Consider the following 22,595-nt stretch of genomic DNA (forward strand, 5'->3'; position numbering starts at 1 on the left):
TTTTTAATCAAAATCTATTTTAAAATTGCTTCAATACCAGGTAAACTTTGGCCTTCAAGCATTTCAAGCATTGCTCCTCCACCGGTAGATACGTAACTCATTCGATCTTCTAAACCAAATTGTTTTACTGCGGCAACAGAGTCACCACCACCAACAAGCGAGAAGGCACCGTTAGAAGTTGCTTCAGCAATAAAATTACCTAAAGCAATAGTCCCATTTGCAAAACTTTCCATTTCAAAAACGCCCAATGGACCGTTCCATAAAATAGTTTTCGAAGCTAAAATTACTTCTTTAAAGTTTGCTAATGATTTTGGTCCTGCATCCAAACCTTGCCATCCATCAGGAATTTCATTTACATCAACAACTTGTGTATTAGCTGTATTCGAAAAATCATCTGCCGCAATTACATCAACTGGAATGTGAATTTGAACGCCTTTTTCTTTGGCTAATCTTAAAATTTCAAGAGCTAATTCTTGTTTGTCATCTTCGCAAATAGAATCTCCTACTTTTCCGCCTAGGGCTTTAACAAAAGTAAAAGTCATACCACCGCCAATAATCATGTGATCTACTTTATCTAAAATGTTTTCAATCACCGTAATTTTCGATGATACTTTTGATCCACCAAGAACTGCTGTTACTGGTTTTTCACTATTTTTTAAAACTTTGTTTAAGCTTTCTATTTCTTTGGCTAATAACAAACCGAAACATTTGCTTTCTGGGAAAAACTGAGCAATAATAGTAGTCGATGCGTGCGCTCTGTGCGCAGTACCAAAGGCATCGTTTACGTACACGTCTCCTAATGAGGCAAGCTCTTTTGCAAAAGCAACATCACCTGCTTCTTCTTCAGTATGAAAACGCAAATTTTCTAGTAACAACACTTCACCTGCTTTCAATTGAGCCGCCGCTGTTACAGCTGTTTCTCCAACACAATTAGCTGCAAATTGAACCGGTACACCAAGAACCTCAGCCGTAGTTTTTAAAATGTGTTTTAAAGAATATTTTTCTTCTACACCTTTTGGTCTTCCTAAATGCGACATCAAAATGACACTACCGCCTTGCGCCAAGATAGCTTGTATGGTTGGTTTAGCAGCTTCGATACGTGTAGCATCAGTAACATTGAAGTTTTCGTCCAAAGGCACATTAAAATCTACTCTAATTAAAGCTTTTTTATTTTTGAAATCGAAATCATTTAGTGTTTTCATCAGTGTGTATTTTTAGATTAATGGTACGTCCAAGAGCAACAAATATAGAACTTTTAAATTAGTAATAAATTCCAAAAAAGATTGAAAATTAAATTAACAGCAACGAAATCGATGTAAATCAATAAATAATGTTATTTTTTGTCGAATAACCTGCATTATAGCAATAGTAACAAACACCAAATTACTTTTATCAAGTTGATTTTAACGGTTAGACCAGTGGGCTGACATTGCAAACTTTGATGTTTAAAATTTTAGACTAAACCATTTTCTGTTATCTTTGCTACATGCAATTTTCAGAAATTTTAGGGCAGGAACACATAAAAAATCACTTGACACGAAGTGCTAATTTAGGTCGTATTCCACATGCGCAGTTGTTTGTAGGCCCTGAGGGAAGCGGCACACTGGCCATGGCAATTGCTTATGCACAATACATTATTTGCAACAATCAAAATGGCGAAAATAATGGCGAAAATAGTGCCTGTAATTTAAAATTCGAAAAAACTTCGCATCCTGATTTGCATTTTATTTACCCAACAGTAAGCACCGAAGATGTAAAAACCAAACCCAAAAGCATCGATTTTATAGCCGAATGGCGCCATTTTCTTGACAACAATCCTTACGGAAGTTTGTTTGATTGGTATCAAATGTTGGGTGTAAAAAACAAGCAAGGTGAAATTCGAGTTGATGATGCGCAGGAAATCTTAAAATCATTATCACTTAAATCCTTTGAAGGAGGTTACAAGATTATGATTATTTGGATGGCTGATAAAATTAATACGGCCGCCTCGAACAAATTGCTAAAATTACTAGAAGAACCAACGGATAAAACGGTTTTTATTTTAATCTCTGAAAACGAGGAAGATATTTTACAAACCATTCGTTCACGTTGTCAAGTCCTGCATTTTAACGGTTTACCCGAAACCGTAATTGCAGATGCTTTGGTAAAAAAACAAAACATTGCAGCAAATGAAGCCTTGCGTATTGCACATCAAGCACAAGGCAATTACAATAAAGCATTGCAATTATTGCAACCGGATAGCGAAACTGTTTATTTTGAAAAATGGTTTGTTGATTGGGTTCGTGCCGCGTTTAGAGCCAAAGGGAATGCAGCAGCCATTCAAGATTTAATACAATGGAGCGAACTAGTGGCCGCCTTGGGTCGCGAAACACAAAAGAAGTTTTTACAGTTTTGCATCGAAATGTTTCGACAAGCGCTACTACTAAATTATGAGAGCAAAAACTTAGTTTACATGGAACCAAAAGTCGAAAAATTTAAGCTCGAAAATTTTGCACCCTTCGTAAACGGCAATAACATCCAAGCTATTTTTACTGAGCTATCTGATGCAATGTATCATATTGAGCGCAACGGAAACGCAAAAATCATATTGACTGATTTATCTATAAGACTTACCCGTTTAATCCACAAAAAATAAACACATGAACAACATTACTTCTATTTTAATTTTGATTTTTTTGGCCATTACTTTTTTACAATCAGGCTACGATAAACTATTTTATTGGAAAGATAATGTAGAATGGTTAAAAGGCCATTTTGCTAATACTCCGCTTAAAAATCAAGTGCCACTTGCATTAGGAAACATTCTAGTTTTAGAACTAATATCAGGAGTACTTAGCGTAGTAGGCTGCGTTGAGTTATTCATCAACAACGGTAGAGTTTTTGGTTTTTACGGAGCTGTTTTTTCATGTATCACTTTATTGATGCTGTTGTTTGGTCAACGTTTGGCCAAAGATTATGATGGCGCCAGAACAATTGTCATATATTTTATTCCTGCAATTTTAGCCGTGTATTGGTTAAACTAATTCAAAGTACATACACTTTACACAACTATAACCTTTTTAGTTTTACAAAAATTATGAATGCAAAATATCCTTCTGAATCTTTAACCACACTTACTGATTTAGTTTTACCAAGCGAAACCAATCCGTTAAATAACTTATTTGGTGGCGAATTACTAGCCCGTATGGACCGTGCCGCAAGTATCGCTGCACGCAGACATTCACGCCGCATTGTAGTTACTGCCTCCGTAAACCACGTAGCATTTAACAGAGCAATTCCGCTAGGAAGTGTCGTTACGGTCGAAGCCAAAGTATCGCGTTCATTCAAAAGTTCAATGGAAATTTACATTGACATTTGGGTAGAAGACCGCGAATCTGGTAATAAAACCAAAGCTAACGAAGCCATTTATACTTTCGTTGCTGTAGATGATACCGGAAGACCTGTTGAAGTACCTCAAATTATCCCAGAAACCGACCTGGAAAAACAACGATTTGAAGCTGCTTTGCGCAGAAAACAATTGAGTCTGGTATTGGCCGGAAAAATGAAACCCGAAGAAGCTACAGAATTGCGTGCATTATTTGTGTAAAAAAATAATAATGCAGAGGTAAATTGTTACCAACAGAAAAATTTTCAATTGAAAAAAAAAGTATTTTTACGAAAACAAATCTTTAAAATCAAAATCAACTACTGAATTGCAATTCACAACAATTCAAACGGTTACAGCGATAAAAAAAGCAATTAAATGAAAGAAAAGGCAAAAGAGAAGATGAGCACAGAAAAAGAATCAAAATTAAAAGCACTACAGCTTACGCTAGACAAACTAGACAAAACCTACGGTAAAGGAACCGTAATGAAAATGGGCGATAAAGCCATTGAGGAGGTAGAAGTTATATCTTCAGGATCTTTGGGAGTAGATTTAGCTCTTGGAGTAGGCGGTTACCCAAAAGGACGTATCATCGAAATTTACGGACCAGAATCATCTGGTAAAACTACTTTGACTTTGCACGCTATTGCTGAAGCTCAAAAAGCAGGCGGAATTGCAGCATTCATTGATGCAGAACACGCTTTTGACAGAAATTATGCTGAGAAGTTAGGCGTAGATATCGAAAACTTAATTATATCGCAACCTGACAACGGGGAACAAGCACTGGAAATTGCTGAAAACTTAATTCGTTCAGGCGCAATTGATATTGTTGTAATTGACTCGGTTGCTGCACTTACACCAAAAAGTGAAATTGAAGGCGAAATGGGCGACTCTAAAATGGGTTTACATGCTCGTTTAATGTCACAAGCATTGCGTAAATTGACAGGAACTATCAGTAAAACGAATTGTACTGTATTTTTCATTAACCAATTAAGAGAAAAAATTGGTGTAATGTTCGGAAATCCAGAAACAACAACGGGTGGTAACGCTTTAAAGTTTTATGCATCTGTACGTTTGGATATTCGTCGTTCTACTCAAATTAAAGATGGTGAAAATGTAATTGGTAACAGAACCAAAGTAAAAATCGTTAAAAACAAGGTTGCACCACCTTTCAAAGTAGCTGAATTTGATATCATGTACGGAGAAGGAGTTTCAAAAACTGGTGAAATTTTAGATTTAGCAGTTGAATTTGAAATTGTGAAAAAATCAGGTTCATGGTTTAGCTACGGCGAAACAAAGTTAGGACAAGGTCGTGATGCAGTTAAATCGTTAATCAAAGACAATCCTGAATTAGCTGATGAATTAGAAGAAAAAATCAAAGCTAAAATTAAAGAATTAGCTGAAGCATAAAACTTAAAACCCGATTTATTCGGGTTTTTTTTATAGCTCAAACGCAACCTTTTAAGAGTCTATTCATCTACAAATTAGCCGCAAAGTAAAGTAGTAAGCGGGAAATATTTATCTTTAAAACAAATACGATGAAAAAGCTAATTGCCATTACATTATTATTAGTAAGTATAGCGTCTTGTAGTACTGATAACGACTCCAATAATTATACTTATGAGGTATTACCAATAGCCAGTTATACCGTTCCTACGGAGTTTAAATTAGGTGAAACCTATACAATAACTTTGAAGTACCAAAAACCAACGGCTTGCCATTATTATCAAGGCATCTATTATGATAAAAACTTAAATGTGCGCACCATTGGTATTCAAACCGCTGTAGATAACGATCAAGTTTGTAATGCAGCACTTCCGCCAGAATCTGAAACTTCATTTCAATTTTTTGTAACAAATACTGGATCATACATCTTTAAATTTTATAAAGGCGAAGATGCTGCAGGAAATAATATCTTTGAGGAGGTAGAAATTCCTGTTACCAATTAAACCTTCTATACCAAAGTGAGCATTGACCAATTAATTACTGATTGTAAAAAAAACTGCCCTAAAGCACAAGAGCAAGTATACCAACTGTTTTCTAAAAAACTATTTGGAGTATGCTTACTCTATTCTAGTAGTTACGTTGATGCTCAAGACAATTTACAAGATGGATTTTTGATCATTTTTAATAAAATACATCAATTTAGCGGTAGCGGTTCTTTCGAAGGATGGGCCAAACGTATAATGATCAATACGGCTTTGCAAAAATTCAGAAACGTGCGATTCATGGAGCGCGTAGATGACAACATTGCCATAGCAGATGAAGTCGAAATTGAAGACGAAAACATTCCGCTAGATTACCTACTGCAAATGATTCAAGAGTTACCAGACCAATACCGCTTGGTTTTTAGTTTGTATGTCTTGGATGATTATTCACATAAAGAAATCGCCGAAATGCTCAAAATAAGTACCGGCACTACAAAATCAAACTTGGCCAGAGCAAGAACGATTTTGAAAGAAAAAATAGAGCTTTACTACAAAATAAACCCCTTGCCTACTGCCAAATGAGTGATAACAAAAATATAGATCGTATATTCAAGGAACAATTCAAAGATTTTGAAGCGACTCCTGCTGCAGGCACTTGGGACCAAATTGCAGCACAATTACAGCACAAAAAGAAACGTAGAGTAGTTCCGTTTTGGCTAAAATCATCAGGTATAGCAGCGGCTTTAGTGTTAGGTTGTTTTTTACTATTTGACCAAAATTCGACCCTTGAATTGCCACAAAATAAAGTAGCTACAGGAAAAAAAACAAACCCTAAAGGCGAGCCATCGCTTAAAAGCAAAACAACTATTTCAACGAAACCGGATAGTGAAGTTGTGTCGGCTCCACCTACACGAGTTGCCAATCAATCTATTATAACCAATCCATTAGGAAAAGTAACTCTTAAAAGTAATTTTGTAACAAATAACACAACTCGATTTGCTAATCAAAATCAATTTATTACAAAAAATAGTTTAGTACAAAATAATTTTCAGGAATCCGAAAAGAACACTGATAAGCTAGGTAATAATTTAAATAATTATGAAAGAAACTTGGAGAATGAAAGCAGCATTTATCCAAGAAACTCATCTAGCAACAAAACCATTGCTAATCCTGCACTAGCAACAACAGATTCAGATGTGAATATAGAAAAACAAATTATTCCAAACGAATTAGAATTGCTTTTGCAACAAAAAGACGGAGTTCAAGCAGTGGTAACCATTGAAAAAAGTCAACAAAAATGGCAAATTAAACCTACTGTCGCTCCGCTATTTTTAAATACTAACGCTGGAGGTTCAGCAATTGACCCTCAATTTGCAAACAATCCAAAATCAGCAGAACAAAATCTTAGTTATGGCGTAGGGGTTCAATATGCATTGAACAAAAAAGTGAAAGTACGGACCGGTGTAAACAAATTGGCGTTAGATTACAACACCAAAAATATTGTTTATTCTACGAGCTTAATGAGCAATAATTTACCCAACATCACGTATACAACAAACCAATTCATTGAAATTAAGAATGAAAACACATTAGAAACTTTAATTTTATTTGAAAAAGACCCACAACCAACCACCGCAGGACAAATCAACCAACAGTTGGGTTACATTGAGCTACCAATGGAACTATCCTATGCATTATTGGATAATAAATGGGGGATTAACCTTATTGGAGGTGTAAGTACTTTATTTTTAAGTCAAAATAAAATTGCAATCGTGGGCGAGCAAGGCCGAATTCCATTGGGCGAGGCAAATAATTTAAATTCGGTACATTTCAGCTCCAATGTGGGTGTTGGTTTTTCGTATCAAATAAAGCCATCCTTGCGTTTTAATTTCGAACCGATGATGAAGTACCAATTCAATACTTTTTCGCAAAATAATAGCAGTTTTAAGCCTGCCTTTATCGGTTTATATTCAGGCTTGAGTTTTAGTTTTTAAGTTTACTGGCTTCAAACTTTAATAATTGTTGGTAAATAAGATTCCACAATTGCTCCTTTAGCTCTTTTCTATCAGCCTCCACTTTGTTTTTGGTTTCCACATGATGGTGCAATTTAACACGCATTAAACCTGGGCTTCCACTCAAAAAAGTATAAGAGAAACGCTCTTTATTATCAGCAAAAGTCATCGGAACAATTGGTATTTGGTGTTCTACAGCCAGACGAAAAGCACCGTCTTTAAAACTATCTAAAACAATCGATTCATCATCCGGAACGCCGCCCTCAGGGAAAATACAAATACTCAGTCCTTGTTTAATGCGTTTTTGAGCACGATCAAATACTTCCATTCGGCTTTTGGTAGAGCCACGATCTACCAAAATACAAGTTCTTTTGTAAAAAAATCCAAACAAAGGAATCTTAGATAATTCCTTTTTACCTACAAAAACGAAAGGATTTTTGGTTATGGCTAGCATCAACATAATATCTGTCATGGATGTGTGATTGGCCACAATCATGTAACTCTTTCCTATTTCCATTTCTTGATCACGATCTACGGTGTAGCGAAAACCCATTCCAAACAAAATACATTTGGCCCAAATCCTGGCCATTTTAAAGAAATAGGGATAACTGCTTTCCCTCAAAATAGAGGCTACCAAAAAAGGAAACATCGCCAAGATAGGAATGGCCATCAAGATATAAAACCAAACGCGCCACAATACCCAAAAAATAATTTTTAATGCTCTCATGTGTTCAAAAGTAAGAAATCGTAGGCGAATAATACTAAAAGAATTTGCTTTGGAAAACTACTTATTAGAAAAACTTTACAATCGTTGCCAACTTTGCGGAAATCTTTGCGAACTTTGCGGGAAAAGTTAAAATCATAATGGCAAAAATACTTACTGGGGTTCAAAGTACAGGAACTCCTCACCTTGGCAACCTACTTGGCGCAATTATACCTGCAATAGCATTATCAAATCAACCTGAAAATGAATCCTTCTTGTTCATTGCCGATTTACACTCGGTTACTCAAATTAAAAATGGAGAAACCCTGCGCACCAATACCTACAGTACTGCTGCAGCTTGGTTAGCTTGTGGATTGGATATTAATAAAGTGGTTTTTTACAGACAATCAGATGTGCCACAAACAGCAGAGTTGTCTTGGTACTTGAGCTGCTTTTTTCCGTTCCAACGTTTGACTTTGGCACACTCTTTCAAAGACAAATCAGATCGTTTAGAGGATGTAAATGCAGGATTGTTCTCCTACCCTATGCTTATGGCAGCTGATATTTTATTGTACGATGCTGAGTTTGTACCTGTAGGTAAAGATCAATTGCAACACCTTGAAATTACTCGCGATGTAGCCTCAAGATTCAATCATCAAATGGGCGAAACCTTTGTGCTTCCTGAAGCTAAAATTCAAGAAGACAGCATGTTAATTCCGGGTACCAATGGCGGAAAAATGAGTAAATCAGCTAATAATATAATTAATATTTTTCTAGACGATAAAGCGTTACGCAAACAAGTGATGAGTATTGAAACCGATAGTACACCACTTGAAGATCCTAAAAATCCAGATACTTGCAATGCATTTGCTATTTATGCTTTATTAGCAACTGAAGAACAATTAGCTGAAATGCGAGCCAATTATTTAGGCGGCAATTACGGTTACGGTCACGCCAAACAAGCTTTGTTTGAATTGATTTGCGACACCTTTAAAACAGAAAGAGAAAAATACAACTACTACATGAACAACCTTCCTGAAGTAGATGCCCTTTTAAAAATTGGTGCTCAAAAAGCTTCGGCTGTGGCCAATGGAGTACTAGCCAAAGTACGCGAAAAACTAGGATTCGAAATATAATTCCCTTTTTAAAATAACCGCAGATTCGCAGATCATGGTAATGTTTAATCTGCGAATCTGCGGTTCAATACAATCTGTAATTGCGCGAAGTCAGAGACATTCGCGTAGCAAGCCGAAGTGTTTTCGAAATTTAATTACCTTTGTAAAATTACCGCAAATTCGCAGATTATGGTAATATTTAATTTGCCAATTTGCGGTTTTTCTATTTATATTGCTTCAAATAATTTGCCTGGTAGCGGCCGGATTACGCCTTTTAATTCCATATTCAGCAACATTCCTGATATTTTGTAAATCGGGAGATCGCATTGCAAGGCAATAATATCTATGAGCTCTTTGCCTGTTTTTAAGAGATAATCGTATACCTTTTGCTCGTCGGGATCAAGTTCTACAAACAATTGTTTCTGCACGGGTTTTACTTCTTTTTGAATATCCCAATTTAAAATATAAACCAAATCGGCAGCGCTAGTGAGCACATTTGCTTTTTGTGTTTTAATCAAATTGTTGCAGCCTTGGCTGTACTTATCGGTAACACGGCCGGGAACTGCAAAAACATCTCTGTTGTAATCATTGGCCATATTGGCTGTAATAAGCGATCCTCCACGCTCAGCCGATTCAATTACAATTGTAGCTTCACACATACCAGCAACAATGCGGTTTCTGCGAACAAAATTCTCTTTATCAGGATTAGAAGAACTCCAAAACTCAGTCAGAAAACCACCATTTTGTTCCACTTTGGACACATACTTTTTATGCGTTTTCGGGTAAATCTGATTTAAACCATGAGCTACAACACCTATAGTTTGCAAGTTATAATCCATAGCAAGTTGATGCGCTACGATATCAACTCCATAAGCAAAACCACTAACAATGACCGGATCAAGTGGCGCTAAATCAGCTATCAATTGCCTGCAAAACTCGGTTCCGTAAGCGGTGATTTGGCGCGTGCCAACAATGCTGATCATGCGTCGGTTATTCAAATTTATGTTTCCAGAACTGAACAAAAGTAGCGGTCCATCTACGCATTGCTTTAAACGCTCTGGATAGTTTGCTTCCTGAAAAAAAGCAGTGGTGATGTTGTTCTCTTTTATAAAATCCAATTCTTTTTGTGCTTTCGCAAATACCGATTTATCTTTTAAATTTTTTAAAAGCATAGCTCCTACTCCATCAATTGCAGCAAGCTGTGTCGATTTACTGGTAAAAATAGCTTCGGCAGATCCTAAATGAGTCAATAATTTTTTGGCCATAATATCGCCAACTCCTTCTACACGCTGCAGTGCCAGCAAATAAAATAAATCCTGTTCGTTCATGCTAAAAGTTTGAGGCTGAAATGTATAAATTTTTGTCGGAATTGTTAATAAAAATTGTGAATAAAATTTTGATAACTATTTTCGTTGTATAACTTTGTAAGTATGAAAATCGAACTATACATCGCGCAGTTACTCTACCGTTATCAATGTGTTACCGTTCCTGGTTTCGGAGCTTTTTTGACCGAAATCCAGTCGGCTAGGCGAAATGAAGCTACGAATTCATTCTCACCGCCTAGAAAGAGAATTGCTTTTAATACCAATTTAAAAAACAACGACGGTTTATTAGCCAACCACATTGCATTGGCTGAAAAAACATCTTATGAATATGCCGTAAGTGCCATTCAATACGAAGTTTTTGCTTGGAAAAAAGCGTTGGAAGAACAACAAGTTTTAGTACTAAAAAATATTGGTGATTTACGTTTGAACGCCGAAAACAATATAGTTTTTACGCCAAGCGAAACAACGAACTATTTAACTAGCTCTTTCGGACTAAGTACGTTTACAAGTTCTCCAGTGGTTCAAGAAGAAACTGAGGTTACTAATGAAATTATCGAAGTTCAAAACGAAACTCCAGTTTATACTCTAGAAACCGAAGCTGTTCGTTCTATCAATCCGTATTTGAAATATGCTGCAGTTGTAGCAATAGCACTAGGTTTAGCTGGTACTGTAGGTTACCCGATGTATCAAAATCAAATCAATTCAGAAAGACTTTTGGTAGAAACAGCGGTACAAAAACAGGTGCAAAATAAAATACAAGAAGCTACTTTTTTTATCAAAAACCCAATTCCTGCCGTTACACTAACTGTAAAAGCAACTCCAGAAGCCAAAATGCCTTACCATATCATGGCGGGTGTATATCGTGAAGAAGTTAACGCTAATAAAACCTTGCGCGATTTGACCCAATTGGGCTACAATGCCAAGCGTATTGCTCCAAACAAAAACGGTTATTTTCCCGTTCTTTATGGTAGCTACTCTACTTTCGCCGAAGCTGAAAAAGCAAAAAAAGAAATCAACGAGAAACACAATCCGGATGCTTGGATTTTAATTCAATCCTTGTAAACCGAATTTTAAAATACTGACTGAAATCCTCAAAAAGCGAAAGTTTTTTGAGGATTTTTTTTAGGAGCCAATTAGCTCCGCTGAATCTCCGATGTCTAGCTATTTAGTTACAATCTTTTGAGCTAAAAACAAGCGCAAAAGGATTTTCACTCCTAACTGGGCTAGGTAATTTTAATTTGGAACACAAACTGCGTTTTTAGACGATTTGCGGTTTAAATTTTAATAAAAGCTCTTCTTGATAGTAATTCTTAAAAACGCATTTAAAAACGATAATTTTAAAGCTCAAATCCAATGCTAGATTTAATGTTGAAGAGATGTATGATGTGTTGAACCGTAAATCATTCACAAAAGTTTTATGATTAGAACTGCAGGTATATCGTTGAAAAGAAAAATTAATTATTTACGGCTTTTGCAACAGTAATAATATCTGACTTAAAAGTAGCTTTTTGCTTAAATCTGGCATCTATTGCCACAATAGCAGCCGGATAGTCTTTGTAAAACTCTTTTAAAACATCTTTAAATTTTTCTAGATTTCGCATACCTGTATTGAAGAATTCAAAAGTTCCATCTGCTTTTTCAAAAGTATAAAAAGTCCCTAGGGATCCACCGTTTTGATTCACGGTTTCAAATTTATAAATACTTGTTTTTGGACCTAAAACAATAGCCTCAAGAAATCTATAATTATTTTTAGTTATGGTAGGTTTTCCAAAAAACCGATATTCTTGACCCTCAAACGTAAATCCGAAACTTTTAATCGCATCAGGTTTTAATTTTTGCAAACTCCCATCAGACTCTACTACTTCCACCTTGAACAAAAATTTTGAAAAATCCAATGATCCAAAAATTGATTTTGGTACTTTTAGCTGACTCTTCACCGTATCATTTGACATCGAGACATAAAAACCTGTAGCTAATTCCTGTGCACAAACAGTTGAAACTGTTAGCAAAAAAACCAGTGATAAAAACGCTTTTTTCATGTGTACTAAATTTAATTATTATGCCAATTTTAAAATCTTACTCAAGCTATAGTTTATTCAAAAATACTTCTATTATCAATTCAGAATCAAAAAACTGCATTTCAATTTAATTCAAACTAGCCTTGTACATACGCGCTTCATCCCAAGAAAATTTGGTACCGTGTTGTTCCATTAATGCATTAAGCGATTCTTCTTTGTAACCCGCGAAAGCAGCGGCTAAGTCTTGAAGTTTATCTTGGGGTAGCAATTCATTTATGGCAACGGCTTTGGTTTGAATCAATTTTACAAAATGTCCGTAAATAGTTTGCTTGGTCAAAACCCTTATCGCAGCAATATCTTCAATCGATTTTTTCTCAACCCACAAATCATAAGTTTCCTGTACGGTAGATTTTTTATTAACAGTCGTTTTTCCTTTTTTGGATGTATAACGCTGTAAATCTTTTTCATCTTCTATGAGTGTAACATTCAACTCTTTAAATTGTTTTTGGATTGCTTCTGTTTTTCGGGTGATGTATGATTTAATCTCACTTGAACTTAGGTTTTCTTTTGAAATTGTTTCCCCAGCCACCACAATTTCAATCAACAATTTGGCTTTCATCAATCGCAAAACCGTTTTGGTTTGCATTTCCTCTAAAATGGTCAATTCATCAAAAAAAGTTTTGGCTTTTTTGCTGCGCTTAACCTCTTCAATTTTCCATAAAATTTCAAAAACAAGATCGTCCAAGGATTTAAAAAAATAAGAATAAGCAGCCTGAACACGAGCCGCAATATGATTTAAATCGGCAGTTTCTTGACCAAAAAGTGAATGCAGTTGTTTAATAAATTTTTGCGAAGGTTCTAGTAATTCATCCATAGCATTTGCTTGGTTTTTTGCCCAAACCGCATGCTTTGATTTCTCAGAATTTTGAGCATCTTCGTTGTAACTAAAACGGTGATTGCGCCATTCTTGTGCCACATCGTTCCAGTCAAACGATTGAACTAAATATTGATGGATAAAATTTTTGGTTTCAAAATGCAATGCATTAGCCAAAAAATCCTCACTTGCCTTGTTGTTCGCATAATCCATCACGTCTTGGTCATTTGAAATGCCATTCATTCGCAACGCAGAAAGCAAAACAAGGCCGTTTAACGAACGTAAACGCGATAATGCAACATAGGCCTGCCCCGGTAAGAAAACCTGTGATACATCAAGCGCTGCTTTGTCAAAAGTTAAACCTTGACTTTTATGCACCGTAATGGCCCACGCCAATTTGATAGGATAGTGCACAAAAGTCCCTAAAACCTCCTCTTCAATCTCTTTTGTGGCAGGATCAACTTTATACCTAATGTTCTGCCACTCGTATTTTTCAACCTCAATAGTTTTGTTTTCTTCAGGAAAGTGTACCAGAATTTCTTGACTAGCAAGTGATTTAATGACGCCCATTTTTCCGTTAAAATAATGCTTGTCAAATGATAAGTCATTTTTCACAAACATAATTTGGGCGCCTACTTTAAGTTTTAAGTCTTGCTCTACAGGATAAATCTTATCCGGAAAGTCTCCTGTAATTTCAGGTTTATAGGTTATCAATTCTCCTTTCAAATCTGCCAATGCCTGCGCATTCATCGCATCGGCTTTATGATTGTGCGTAGTCAGTGTGATATACCCTTTATTAGCTTTTAAATCAAAATCAGGTTTAACAAATTGGTTAAGTGTTTGTAGATCTTGTTGCGTGATTTGATTGTTGCGCAAATTGTTCAATACTGAAATAAAAGCATCATCTGTTTGACGAAAAATTTTAGATAACTCAATATACAAAGGCGGATGTTGCTGAATCACGTGCGAATGAAAGAAAAACTTTCCGCGGTAATAATTTTTTAAAGTACTCCACTCCTCATCACGAATAACCGGCGGCAATTGCAGTAAATCACCAATATACAAAACTTGAACCCCACCAAAAGGAAGATTTTTCTTTCGAACTGTTTGCATCATAAAATCCATAGCATCCAGTAAATCAGCACGAAGCATACTTACTTCGTCAATAACTAAAAGCTCCATATTTCGTATAACCGACTTCTTTAAACCACTCATTTTAAAGTGCCGACGCAAGGTAGCTTTGGTTTCAAACTTGGTACTTTCAGAAAACTGCGGCGCCGAATTATCAGGAATAAAACCACCAAAAGGCAACTGAAACATCGAGTGAATAGTCACTCCGCCGGCGTTAAGCGCAGCAATGCCTGTTGGCGCAACAACAACGGTGTTTTTATGTGTTGTTTGAATAATTTCACGCAATAGAGTGGTTTTACCAGTTCCTGCTTTTCCAGTCAAGAAAACAGAACGTTGCGTTTGATTGATAAATCGTAAGGTGTAAGAAGCGGCTTCGGATATAGTTTGCATGGCGTATAAAATAAAATGCTAAAGTATTGAAAATGTGATAAAAACAAAAAAAGGTGCAATAAATTTTAATCTCAAATATGAATAATCACAATAAATAGCTCCTTTTGAGAATAAGCGTAACTAGGAACAAAAAATTACCAGCAAATAAACAAACATTGAATCACAATGTCAATTTCAATTTGAATAAAAAATGCCTTCAATCTATTGCTAGACGAAGGCATAAATTTAGAATTAATAACCCCTTTACTTATTACTTTTTAGGAGCGGCTTTCTCTTCTGTTTTGGCAGCACCTTTGTACTTGTCGTTCAAGGCTTTAATAATATCTTTAGTAATGTCAAACTTTTCTTCAGCATATAAAATTGATGCCGCATCTCCTGTACCGTAGATGTAAGCGTATCCTTTCTCTTTGCCGTAAGCTTTAATGAATTTAGTAACTCCGCTAATTAATGAATCTCTTTCTTTACTCATTCCCATTTGTAACTCTTGAGACAAGGCCTGTTCCGCATATCCTAATTGTTGTTCTCTTTTTTGCAGTTCAGCACCTTTTTTCTGAGCCCACTCTTGTCCGTTAGCTTGCGCTTGTGCCTGAAAATTAGCTGCTTCTTGTTTGAAACGATTGATTTCAGCTTCCAATTGACGGCCTTTTTCTTCCGCTTTAGACTTGTATTTTGCTTCTAGATCTTTTGCTTCGGTGTATTCTTTCATCAATTCAGCTGTATCAACATAAGCAGTTTTTACTTCTTTTGCAGCTTCAGCTGGTTTGTTGCAACTTACTAACGCAACAGTTAAAGCAACGAGTACTAATGCTTTTTTACTTTTTTGAGAAAGAGTAGTTTTTTTTAAATTTGGAATCATTGCTTTCATTTTGTGAATTTCTGGTTTTTTAGTAATAAGGACAAAAATATAAAAAATTAGATAGGATTGGCAAAAACTGCAAAAAATCAGCTGATTTTTATATTATAAACAAAGCTTATACATACCCTGAAAAATATTATTTACATCTATCAAAAACGGCTTTTATATATTTAATTTAACGGAAGATTTTAAAATAGGTATATTAATTGACAACAAACACCTGAAAAAGCCTGTAAATGGCCTTAAAATGATTTTTACTTGTTTTTAAGCACATAAATGTGTGATGAATACTCTTTACTACTCACAGCTTTCAAATTACTTTTTAATCCGATAAAAAAAGCTTTGATAAAATTCATTTTACCATTTTTATACTTTTCAGATAATAAACTAACATAAAAAGAATCAAACTTCATTGGAAGTACTTTTTTCAATTTCATGTTTTCTTTTGCAAATAAAAGTTCAATCGCCTTTTTAGAGAAATGCCAAAAATGAATGGGTACGTCATAAGCTGCCCAAAATTTTCCGTAATGATTTGCATCAAAAGATTTGAAGTTAGGAACAGCCACAATTAAAGTTCCGCTAGGCTTTAATAAACGCTTTAGTTCTTTAATTTGAAAATCAAGATCTGGCACATGCTCTAATACGTGCCACATGGTAATAACATCAAAAGAATGATTAGCTAAATCAGTCGTGTTCTCAACAAATGAAATTCCTTTTGTAGTTGCAATAGATTTAGCTTTTGGGCTAGGTTCAATTCCAGTTGTGCTCCAACCATTTTGTTTTGCAACAGCTAAAAAATCTCCTGTACCCGCACCAATATCTAAAATAGCTCCTTTTGAGGATTGTTCAAGATTTATCAAATTCAACTTATTTTTGAGCGCAATTCCTTTTACCACATGATAGGCTTTTTCAAAAAGAGAACGTTTGCTATCAGTGTGCGAAATATAATCGTCACTTTCGTAATATTTACCTAATTCATCCAAACTAGGTTGTGGCTGTGTAACCAACATATCTAAATTTGAATCATAGTATAAATTAAAAATTTCCTGAGAAACAGAATGATCTTGAACAGTTAAAAAAGGCTGTTGATTTGAAATATCCATTAATTTATTATGCTTTTGTTTTATTAGTAAACGAAACCCTGAAAACCACAAACAGCGTTTTTCAGGGTTAAAAAATTATTTTATTCTGTCATTTCTTAGTAATGACGGGACTTGCGGCCGTAGTTTCACGTGGAACAAGATTTATTATCTACCCATATAAATAAGTAATACCGAAATATCACTTGGTGAAACACCACTAATTCTTGAAGCTTGCGAAATAGTTACGGGTCGAATTTTACTCAATTTTTGTTTTGCTTCAATTGACATTGACTTTATTTTTTCATAATCAAAGTTTTCAGGAATCTTCACATCTTCTAAGCGAGTTAATTTATCGGCATTGTTACGCTCCTTTTCGATATAACCAGAATATTTAACTTGAATTTCAGCTTGCTCTAAAATTTCTTGATCCAATTCATTTTCTTGAACATATTCTTGAACTTTGCCAAATTTCATGATATCTTCCAAATCAATTTGCGGACGAGAAAAAACTTTAAACATTTTATCCCCTTGCGAAATCAAAGCAGTATTTTTTGATTCTAATATTGGATTAGCTTCTGAAACTGAAACACTAGTTTCTTTGAAGAAAGCAACCATCTTTTCAGACTCATTCAACTTATGCTCCATTCTTCTCAAACGAGCTTCTGAGGCTAAACCAATTTCATATGACATTGGTGTTAATCTAAAATCAGCATTATCCTGACGCAACAAAGTTCGGTACTCTGCACGTGAAGTAAACATTCTATATGGCTCCTCCGTACCTTTGGTAATTAAGTCATCAATCAGAACTCCAATATAAGCTTCATCACGCTTTAATATCAATGGCGCTTTTTCATGAACTTTCAAATGCGCATTGATACCAGCCATTAAACCTTGCGAAGCTGCTTCTTCATATCCTGTTGTCCCGTTTATTTGTCCAGCAAAATACAAACCTTCAACCAGCTTCGTTTCGAGCGTATGCTTTAATTGCGTTGGAGGAAAATAGTCGTACTCTATCGCGTATCCAGGTCTAAAAAATTTAACCTTCTCAAAACCCGCAACAGAACTCAACGCTTTAAATTGAATATCTTCAGGTAAAGAAGTAGAAAAACCATTTACATAAACTTCACAAGTATTCCAACCTTCTGGCTCTACAAAAAGTTGGTGTCTTTCTTTATCAGCAAAACGATTGATTTTATCTTCAATAGATGGACAATAACGCGGACCCAAACTTTTGATGCGACCATTAAACATTGGCGAACGATCAAAACCTTCACGTAAAATATCATGTACTTGCAAAGACGTATACGTCATATGACAAGATCTTTGATGCGTCAATGGTTTGGTCACATCTGAATAAGAAAATTTATCTGGGCGCGTATCACCTTTTTCTTCATTCATTTTAGAAAAATCAAGCGAACGTCCATCAACTCGAGGAGGTGTACCAGTTTTCATTCTACCAGCTTCGAAACCTACAGCAACCAAATCTTCAGTAATTCCGTGAGCTGCACTTTCACCAGCTCTACCTCCTCCAAATTGTTTTTCTCCAATATGAATCAATCCATTCAAAAAAGTACCATTTGTAAGCACAACAGATTTAGATCGAATTTCGACACCGAGAGAAGTTTTAATTCCTTTTACTTTTCCATTTTCGATGATCAACCCTTTCACCATCTCTTGATAAAAATCAAGATTAGGTGTTCCCTCCAACATCATCCTCCATTCCTCAGCAAAACGCATACGATCACTTTGAACTCTAGGAGACCACATCGCAGGACCTTTAGATTTATTCAACATTTTAAATTGAATCGCCGTACGATCAGATACAATACCAGAGTACCCACCTAAGGCATCAATCTCCCGCACAATTTGCCCTTTGGCAATACCACCCATAGCAGGGTTACAAGACATCTGCGCAATGTTTTGCAGGCTCATCGTAACCAATAAAGTTTTTGAACCTAAATTTGCTGCCGCCGCGGCGGCCTCGCTACCAGCGTGACCTGCACCAACAACAATAACATCATATTCGTTTTGAAACATTATATCATTCTTTACGCCTATAGAGGCATGATTGATTTATTAAAATATTTGTTCCACGTGAAACAAATCAAATAAAGAGCTACTAATACATGTTCCACGTGAAACATAAATTTAATATACTTAGATTATTGTTCCACGTGAAACAATAAAATTTTCTCATCTTCTTTAGCGCGCATCAGTATCTCGTCATCATCTGACTTGTCTTTGTATCCACAGTAATGTAATATACCATGCACCAAAACTCTTTTTAATTCTTCATCAAAAGCAACATCAAAATCTGAAGCGTTTTCTTTGACACGTTCAATAGAAACAAAAACGTCACCATTTATTTCACTACCTACACAATAATCAAAACTAATGATATCAGTGAGTGTGTCATGTTGAAGATACTCCATGTTAATTTTATGCAAATAATCGTCATCGCAAAAAATATAATTTATCTCCCCTTCTTTTTTATTTTCTGACTCAATAACTCGACTTAACCACTGTTCAAAAGCAGTCTCATTGTCTAATTCAAAATCAGTTTCGTAATTAAAATTGATCATTTTTTATTAAAATATTCTTGAACTTTTTGATTAAAATTCGAGCGCAAAGGTAGCGATTGTCTATTTAATATTTCAATACTATTTAAATAATCAATAAGCGCGCTTGGAAGTGCATTAACCCGATTGTTGAATTCTTTTTTAGACCCCTCAGCTTGTCTGCTATTATCTTGCCCTTGCTGCTGAAGAGCAGATTTTAGTTTAAGCAACTCTTGCTTAATGTTTAATATTCTTTGTAGCGTTTCATTTTTAAAACCTTTGTTCAGGATTTGTTTTTCTAGCTGCTTCATTTGCTCAATAGCATTTTGTCCTATACTACCAGCTCCTTGCTTATTCAATTCATTTTGCAACGATTCACGAAGTAATTTCTGCTCTTGATAAATTTGTAATATCAACTCTGCATCACCTTCACCCTCTTCTCCTCCACTTCCTTTACTTCCGACTTTGCCACCACTACCGGGGTTACTACTATCAGGTTTATTACCTTGTTTGGATCCCTGTTTCATTTTTTCTCCTAAACCATCCTGTTTTTGAATAATATCTGGCAATTGCATGCCACTACCTTGACCAGGTTGGGGCTTTCCGATACCCATACCAGATAACTGCATTTGCATATTACTCAAAATTTCGCTCAAAAAATCAGCGAGTTTGTTCGAGGCTGATACCGCATATTGTTGATGAGAAATACCTTTGGGTAATTGCGCATCTGTAAAACTACTAATTGCATTATCAACATTGTAACTTACATTCCCGATTTCCTTTGTTATATTTCCTTCGATCTTAGGATTTCGCAACGACATAGCAAATAAACTATCGTCAACATGCTTAAATTGCTGCTTTAAGTCTTGCTGAATCTTAATGTTTTTATTAAAAGATGGAGCACCAATTTTGTAACCCTTGAATTGCTTCATTAAATCTTCTTGCGATACAGAATAAGCCAATAAATTATCCAATACCTGTCTAAGCATAACAACATCTTCTTGCAATTGATCTTTCGCACTTTGCTCTAATTCGACTTGCATCTTTTGAGCCATTTCCTTCATTTTTTTACTCGCACTTTTCTGGTTCGATTTGGCTTTCTCTTGTTTACTTTTGGTCAAATCATCATTAGCTTTATCTAAATCATCATCAATGCTTTTCTCTTTAGCAGCATCATTTGGAATATCCAATGGTGATTTTAATTGTTTATTTTCTTGACGTAATTCTTTCAACTCGTCTTTAATTTTATCAAAGTTACGATTAATGTCTTCTTGCTTTTTAAGTGTATTATTTTCTTTAGACTCTGAATTCTTATCTAAAGATTTAGATAACTTTTCAAGTTTATCAGCTACTTGTTCAGCCTTTTTCTCGACATAATACCGCTTAGTCAACTCCACTAATTGCTCTAAATTCTTAATTTGGTTTTTACTATTTTGCTTAAATTTATCTAATTTGGAAAGTAATTCTTCACTCTGAATTTTATCATTTAATTTCTGAAGTTCGTCTAATAATTTCTTATTCTTTTCACTTTCTTCCTCAGATTTATCAAGCCTTTTTTGCAATTCTTCTTTTTTCAAATCTCTTTTATCAGATTTGAATTGAGACAAATTGTCATTAAGTTTCTTAGTAAAATCTTTAACTATCTCGTCTTGTTTAAATTGCTGTTTAATAAAATCATCAACTTTTTGTTGATCTTTAAAATCGAAATTATCTTTCTCTTTGCCCGATTTTTGTAATTTATCAATAGCGTCAATCTGTTTGTCCTGTGCCTTAAGTGATTTTTGCAAACCTTGAATATTGTCGTTTTGTTCCTGTAGCACTGCCTGCTCTTTTTCAGTATCTGTTACTACACGACTAGAAAACACTGCCGATCTACTACTCTTAAAATTATGAATAACATCATTATCAAAAACTTCAAAATAATAATCATAAACAACACCCTTCTGAACAGGTAGATTAGCAGGAAAAGCAAACACAAATTGATCAATACTACCTTTCTTAAATGTTATTGTTCCACGTTTAACATTAGAAATATTATCTCTATCATAATACACTACTTGCAATTTAGATATGCCATAATCATCAGCAATTTGACCCACAATGTACTTAGTATCTACCTTCAAACTATCAGGAATTACAGCAGCATTAATAGAAGGAAACTGATCCTTAACAACATTTAATCGATAATTTAATTTTTCGAAGTTCTGAACGGAACTATTGGAAGTAACTATTTGATATTCTGTATCTTGATTAATATTTTTAGTAAAACTAAATGAATTATCGATTTTATTAAACTTAAAAACCTGATTTCCATCATTAAAAACTACACTTTGCGTAGCTTGAGTAAGCATTACCCACCTGACACGCGTCCCTTCGGGCACAATAGCGTTACCAGTTCCTTTAACTAATTCTGAATTTCTATTAATGTATGCAGGAAAATCTAACCTCATTTCAAAATTTGCAATAGCAGGAACAGCTACAACAGAAACATGATAATCTTGTGATTCTATTCCATTCGCTTCTAAACTAAAATCAATATCGAATGCAAGTTTACTAAACTTATATTGGAATTTAGACCCTCCAACAACTTCCATGAAATAACTTTCATCTCCTATTTTTACAACAACATTTTCAGGTACAACCTTACCGACCGTTTCCACGTTTAGAATAAAATCCTTCCCTTCTTGAATAATAAAATCTTTATTTTTAATATTAAAAGTAAAAGGCGCTGGCGGAGAGAATGCAGTATTAAATCGAACTACACGATTTAAACCTTGTGAAATAACCGCACTATTACCTGAGAAATAAATGAAACAAATACATATTACAGGAACAATTGCGACAGGATAATACTTTCTGTTAGAACTAAAATTTATAGCTTTTACAAAAGGAATTGGCGCCAAATCATTTGCTTTTTGCTCGATAGAAGCCAACCACAATTCCGAATTATTACCAACTACATTATTCTCTGATAACTGTAAAAAATTAATCAACTTGTCACTGACTTCAGGAAAATGATTACCAATAATTGAAGAAGCTTGCTGATAATTAATCCCTTTTTTAAGTTTAAAAAGTTTAAACATTGGAAAAGCGATAAAACGAATTAACAAAAACAATTCAGTACCAACAAAAGCAATAAACAATAAAGTTCTACCTGCAGGTGGCAACCATAAAAGATACTCGATAAAAACAGTAACCAAAAAATACAACAATCCCAAACCTATAAAAAATATACTACC

The 22,595-nt window shown here is 34.9% G+C and carries 19 protein-coding genes; 9 read left to right on the forward strand and 10 right to left on the reverse strand.

The annotated features are described in order from the left end of the window. Positions 1–14: 14 nt before the first annotated feature. Positions 15–1,202 carry a phosphoglycerate kinase gene (locus KBJ98_RS13990; protein ID WP_210791562.1) on the reverse strand — a complete coding sequence of 396 codons (1,188 nt, stop codon included), beginning with the start codon at positions 1,200–1,202 and terminating at the stop codon, positions 15–17. Positions 1,203–1,486: 284 nt separating this feature from the next. Here KBJ98_RS13990 and KBJ98_RS13995 point away from each other — a divergent pair, with 284 nt between their 5' ends. The 7 genes from KBJ98_RS13995 (at position 1,487) to KBJ98_RS14025 (ending at position 7,286) form a co-directional block, all read left to right on the forward strand. Then, positions 1,487–2,635: a DNA polymerase III subunit gene (locus tag KBJ98_RS13995; protein ID WP_210791564.1), complete on the forward strand. Its 1,149-nt coding sequence runs from the start codon at positions 1,487–1,489 to the stop codon at positions 2,633–2,635. A gap of 4 nt (positions 2,636–2,639) precedes the next feature. Continuing rightward, positions 2,640–3,023: a DoxX family membrane protein gene (locus tag KBJ98_RS14000; RefSeq protein WP_166132600.1), complete on the forward strand. Its 384-nt coding sequence runs from the start codon at positions 2,640–2,642 to the stop codon at positions 3,021–3,023. Between the two features lie 53 nt (positions 3,024–3,076). Then, positions 3,077–3,586, forward strand: coding sequence for an acyl-CoA thioesterase (locus KBJ98_RS14005; RefSeq protein ID WP_166132601.1), 510 nt, complete (start codon positions 3,077–3,079; stop codon positions 3,584–3,586). A 180-nt stretch (positions 3,587–3,766) separates the two neighbouring features. Further along, positions 3,767–4,774 carry a recombinase RecA gene (recA, locus tag KBJ98_RS14010; protein WP_166133504.1) on the forward strand — a complete coding sequence of 336 codons (1,008 nt, stop codon included), beginning with the start codon at positions 3,767–3,769 and terminating at the stop codon, positions 4,772–4,774. Between the two features lie 128 nt (positions 4,775–4,902). Next, entirely contained in the window at positions 4,903–5,313 is a 411-nt protein-coding gene (locus KBJ98_RS14015) for a hypothetical protein (protein ID WP_210791566.1), read from the forward strand. A gap of 15 nt (positions 5,314–5,328) precedes the next feature. Continuing rightward, positions 5,329–5,874, forward strand: a complete 546-nt coding sequence (locus KBJ98_RS14020; RefSeq protein WP_210791568.1) for an RNA polymerase sigma factor — start codon at positions 5,329–5,331, stop codon at positions 5,872–5,874. Then, positions 5,871–7,286, forward strand: coding sequence for a hypothetical protein (locus tag KBJ98_RS14025; protein ID WP_210791570.1), 1,416 nt, complete (start codon positions 5,871–5,873; stop codon positions 7,284–7,286). The genes KBJ98_RS14020 and KBJ98_RS14025 overlap by 4 nt, the downstream gene beginning before the upstream one ends. On the opposite strand, the gene KBJ98_RS14030 is transcribed toward KBJ98_RS14025, so the two are convergent. Continuing rightward, positions 7,276–8,031: a lysophospholipid acyltransferase family protein gene (locus KBJ98_RS14030; RefSeq protein ID WP_210791572.1), complete on the reverse strand. Its 756-nt coding sequence runs from the start codon at positions 8,029–8,031 to the stop codon at positions 7,276–7,278. The genes KBJ98_RS14025 and KBJ98_RS14030 overlap by 11 nt on opposite strands. 137 nt (positions 8,032–8,168) lie before the next feature. On the opposite strand from KBJ98_RS14030, the gene trpS reads away from it, so the two are divergent. Further along, positions 8,169–9,143, forward strand: a complete 975-nt coding sequence (gene trpS / locus KBJ98_RS14035) for a tryptophan--tRNA ligase (protein ID WP_210791574.1) — start codon at positions 8,169–8,171, stop codon at positions 9,141–9,143. A gap of 206 nt (positions 9,144–9,349) precedes the next feature. Here trpS and dprA read toward each other — a convergent pair whose 3' ends face one another. Continuing rightward, positions 9,350–10,450 carry a DNA-processing protein DprA gene (gene dprA, locus KBJ98_RS14040; RefSeq protein ID WP_210791576.1) on the reverse strand — a complete coding sequence of 367 codons (1,101 nt, stop codon included), beginning with the start codon at positions 10,448–10,450 and terminating at the stop codon, positions 9,350–9,352. Between the two features lie 102 nt (positions 10,451–10,552). Between dprA and KBJ98_RS14045 the strand changes: the two genes are divergently transcribed. Continuing rightward, positions 10,553–11,509: an HU domain-containing protein gene (locus KBJ98_RS14045; protein ID WP_210791578.1), complete on the forward strand. Its 957-nt coding sequence runs from the start codon at positions 10,553–10,555 to the stop codon at positions 11,507–11,509. Positions 11,510–11,901: 392 nt separating this feature from the next. Here the strand turns inward: KBJ98_RS14045 and KBJ98_RS14050 are convergent, their stop codons facing one another. The 7 genes from KBJ98_RS14050 to KBJ98_RS14080 all read right to left on the reverse strand — a co-directional run bounded on the left by KBJ98_RS14050 (position 11,902) and on the right by KBJ98_RS14080 (position 22,556). Continuing rightward, positions 11,902–12,486, reverse strand: coding sequence for a hypothetical protein (locus KBJ98_RS14050; protein ID WP_210791580.1), 585 nt, complete (start codon positions 12,484–12,486; stop codon positions 11,902–11,904). Between the two features lie 106 nt (positions 12,487–12,592). Next, positions 12,593–14,860 (reverse strand): helix-turn-helix domain-containing protein, encoded by a 2,268-nt coding sequence (locus tag KBJ98_RS14055; protein WP_210791582.1) that lies wholly within the window; start codon positions 14,858–14,860, stop codon positions 12,593–12,595. 250 nt (positions 14,861–15,110) lie between these two features. Then, entirely contained in the window at positions 15,111–15,725 is a 615-nt protein-coding gene (locus KBJ98_RS14060; RefSeq protein ID WP_225899145.1) for an OmpH family outer membrane protein, read from the reverse strand. Positions 15,726–15,970: 245 nt separating this feature from the next. After that, positions 15,971–16,819 (reverse strand): class I SAM-dependent methyltransferase, encoded by an 849-nt coding sequence (locus KBJ98_RS14065; protein ID WP_210791584.1) that lies wholly within the window; start codon positions 16,817–16,819, stop codon positions 15,971–15,973. Positions 16,820–16,963: 144 nt separating this feature from the next. Then, entirely contained in the window at positions 16,964–18,835 is a 1,872-nt protein-coding gene (mnmG, locus tag KBJ98_RS14070; RefSeq protein ID WP_210791586.1) for a tRNA uridine-5-carboxymethylaminomethyl(34) synthesis enzyme MnmG, read from the reverse strand. 125 nt (positions 18,836–18,960) lie between these two features. Further along, a complete protein-coding gene (gene ybeY / locus KBJ98_RS14075; protein ID WP_210791588.1) occupies positions 18,961–19,380 on the reverse strand; it encodes an rRNA maturation RNase YbeY in 420 nt (139 codons plus the stop codon). Next, positions 19,377–22,556, reverse strand: coding sequence for a hypothetical protein (locus KBJ98_RS14080; RefSeq protein WP_317192503.1), 3,180 nt, complete (start codon positions 22,554–22,556; stop codon positions 19,377–19,379). Before KBJ98_RS14080 ends, ybeY begins: the two co-directional genes overlap by 4 nt. Positions 22,557–22,595: the final 39 nt, after the last annotated feature.

Origin of the sequence: Flavobacterium erciyesense (assembly GCF_018069925.1) — a bacterium.
Taxonomy (GTDB): domain Bacteria; phylum Bacteroidota; class Bacteroidia; order Flavobacteriales; family Flavobacteriaceae; genus Flavobacterium; species Flavobacterium erciyesense.

What these genes read in the sequence shown, in the direction of transcription:
- KBJ98_RS14055 (WP_210791582.1), bottom strand. Translation starts at nt 14,860, where the DNA reads ATGCAAACTATATCCGAAGCCGCTTCTTACACCTTACGATTTATCAAT.
- KBJ98_RS14025 (WP_210791570.1), top strand. Translation starts at nt 5,871, where the DNA reads ATGAGTGATAACAAAAATATAGATCGTATATTCAAGGAACAATTCAAA.
- KBJ98_RS13995 (WP_210791564.1), top strand. Translation starts at nt 1,487, where the DNA reads ATGCAATTTTCAGAAATTTTAGGGCAGGAACACATAAAAAATCACTTG.
- KBJ98_RS14060 (WP_225899145.1), bottom strand. Translation starts at nt 15,725, where the DNA reads ATGAAAGCAATGATTCCAAATTTAAAAAAAACTACTCTTTCTCAAAAA.
- KBJ98_RS13990 (WP_210791562.1), bottom strand. Translation starts at nt 1,202, where the DNA reads ATGAAAACACTAAATGATTTCGATTTCAAAAATAAAAAAGCTTTAATT.
- mnmG (WP_210791586.1), bottom strand. Translation starts at nt 18,835, where the DNA reads ATGTTTCAAAACGAATATGATGTTATTGTTGTTGGTGCAGGTCACGCT.
- KBJ98_RS14000 (WP_166132600.1), top strand. Translation starts at nt 2,640, where the DNA reads ATGAACAACATTACTTCTATTTTAATTTTGATTTTTTTGGCCATTACT.
- KBJ98_RS14050 (WP_210791580.1), bottom strand. Translation starts at nt 12,486, where the DNA reads ATGAAAAAAGCGTTTTTATCACTGGTTTTTTTGCTAACAGTTTCAACT.
- KBJ98_RS14030 (WP_210791572.1), bottom strand. Translation starts at nt 8,031, where the DNA reads ATGAGAGCATTAAAAATTATTTTTTGGGTATTGTGGCGCGTTTGGTTT.
- recA (WP_166133504.1), top strand. Translation starts at nt 3,767, where the DNA reads ATGAGCACAGAAAAAGAATCAAAATTAAAAGCACTACAGCTTACGCTA.
- dprA (WP_210791576.1), bottom strand. Translation starts at nt 10,450, where the DNA reads ATGAACGAACAGGATTTATTTTATTTGCTGGCACTGCAGCGTGTAGAA.
- ybeY (WP_210791588.1), bottom strand. Translation starts at nt 19,380, where the DNA reads ATGATCAATTTTAATTACGAAACTGATTTTGAATTAGACAATGAGACT.
- KBJ98_RS14045 (WP_210791578.1), top strand. Translation starts at nt 10,553, where the DNA reads ATGAAAATCGAACTATACATCGCGCAGTTACTCTACCGTTATCAATGT.
- trpS (WP_210791574.1), top strand. Translation starts at nt 8,169, where the DNA reads ATGGCAAAAATACTTACTGGGGTTCAAAGTACAGGAACTCCTCACCTT.
- KBJ98_RS14015 (WP_210791566.1), top strand. Translation starts at nt 4,903, where the DNA reads ATGAAAAAGCTAATTGCCATTACATTATTATTAGTAAGTATAGCGTCT.
- KBJ98_RS14065 (WP_210791584.1), bottom strand. Translation starts at nt 16,819, where the DNA reads ATGGATATTTCAAATCAACAGCCTTTTTTAACTGTTCAAGATCATTCT.
- KBJ98_RS14005 (WP_166132601.1), top strand. Translation starts at nt 3,077, where the DNA reads ATGAATGCAAAATATCCTTCTGAATCTTTAACCACACTTACTGATTTA.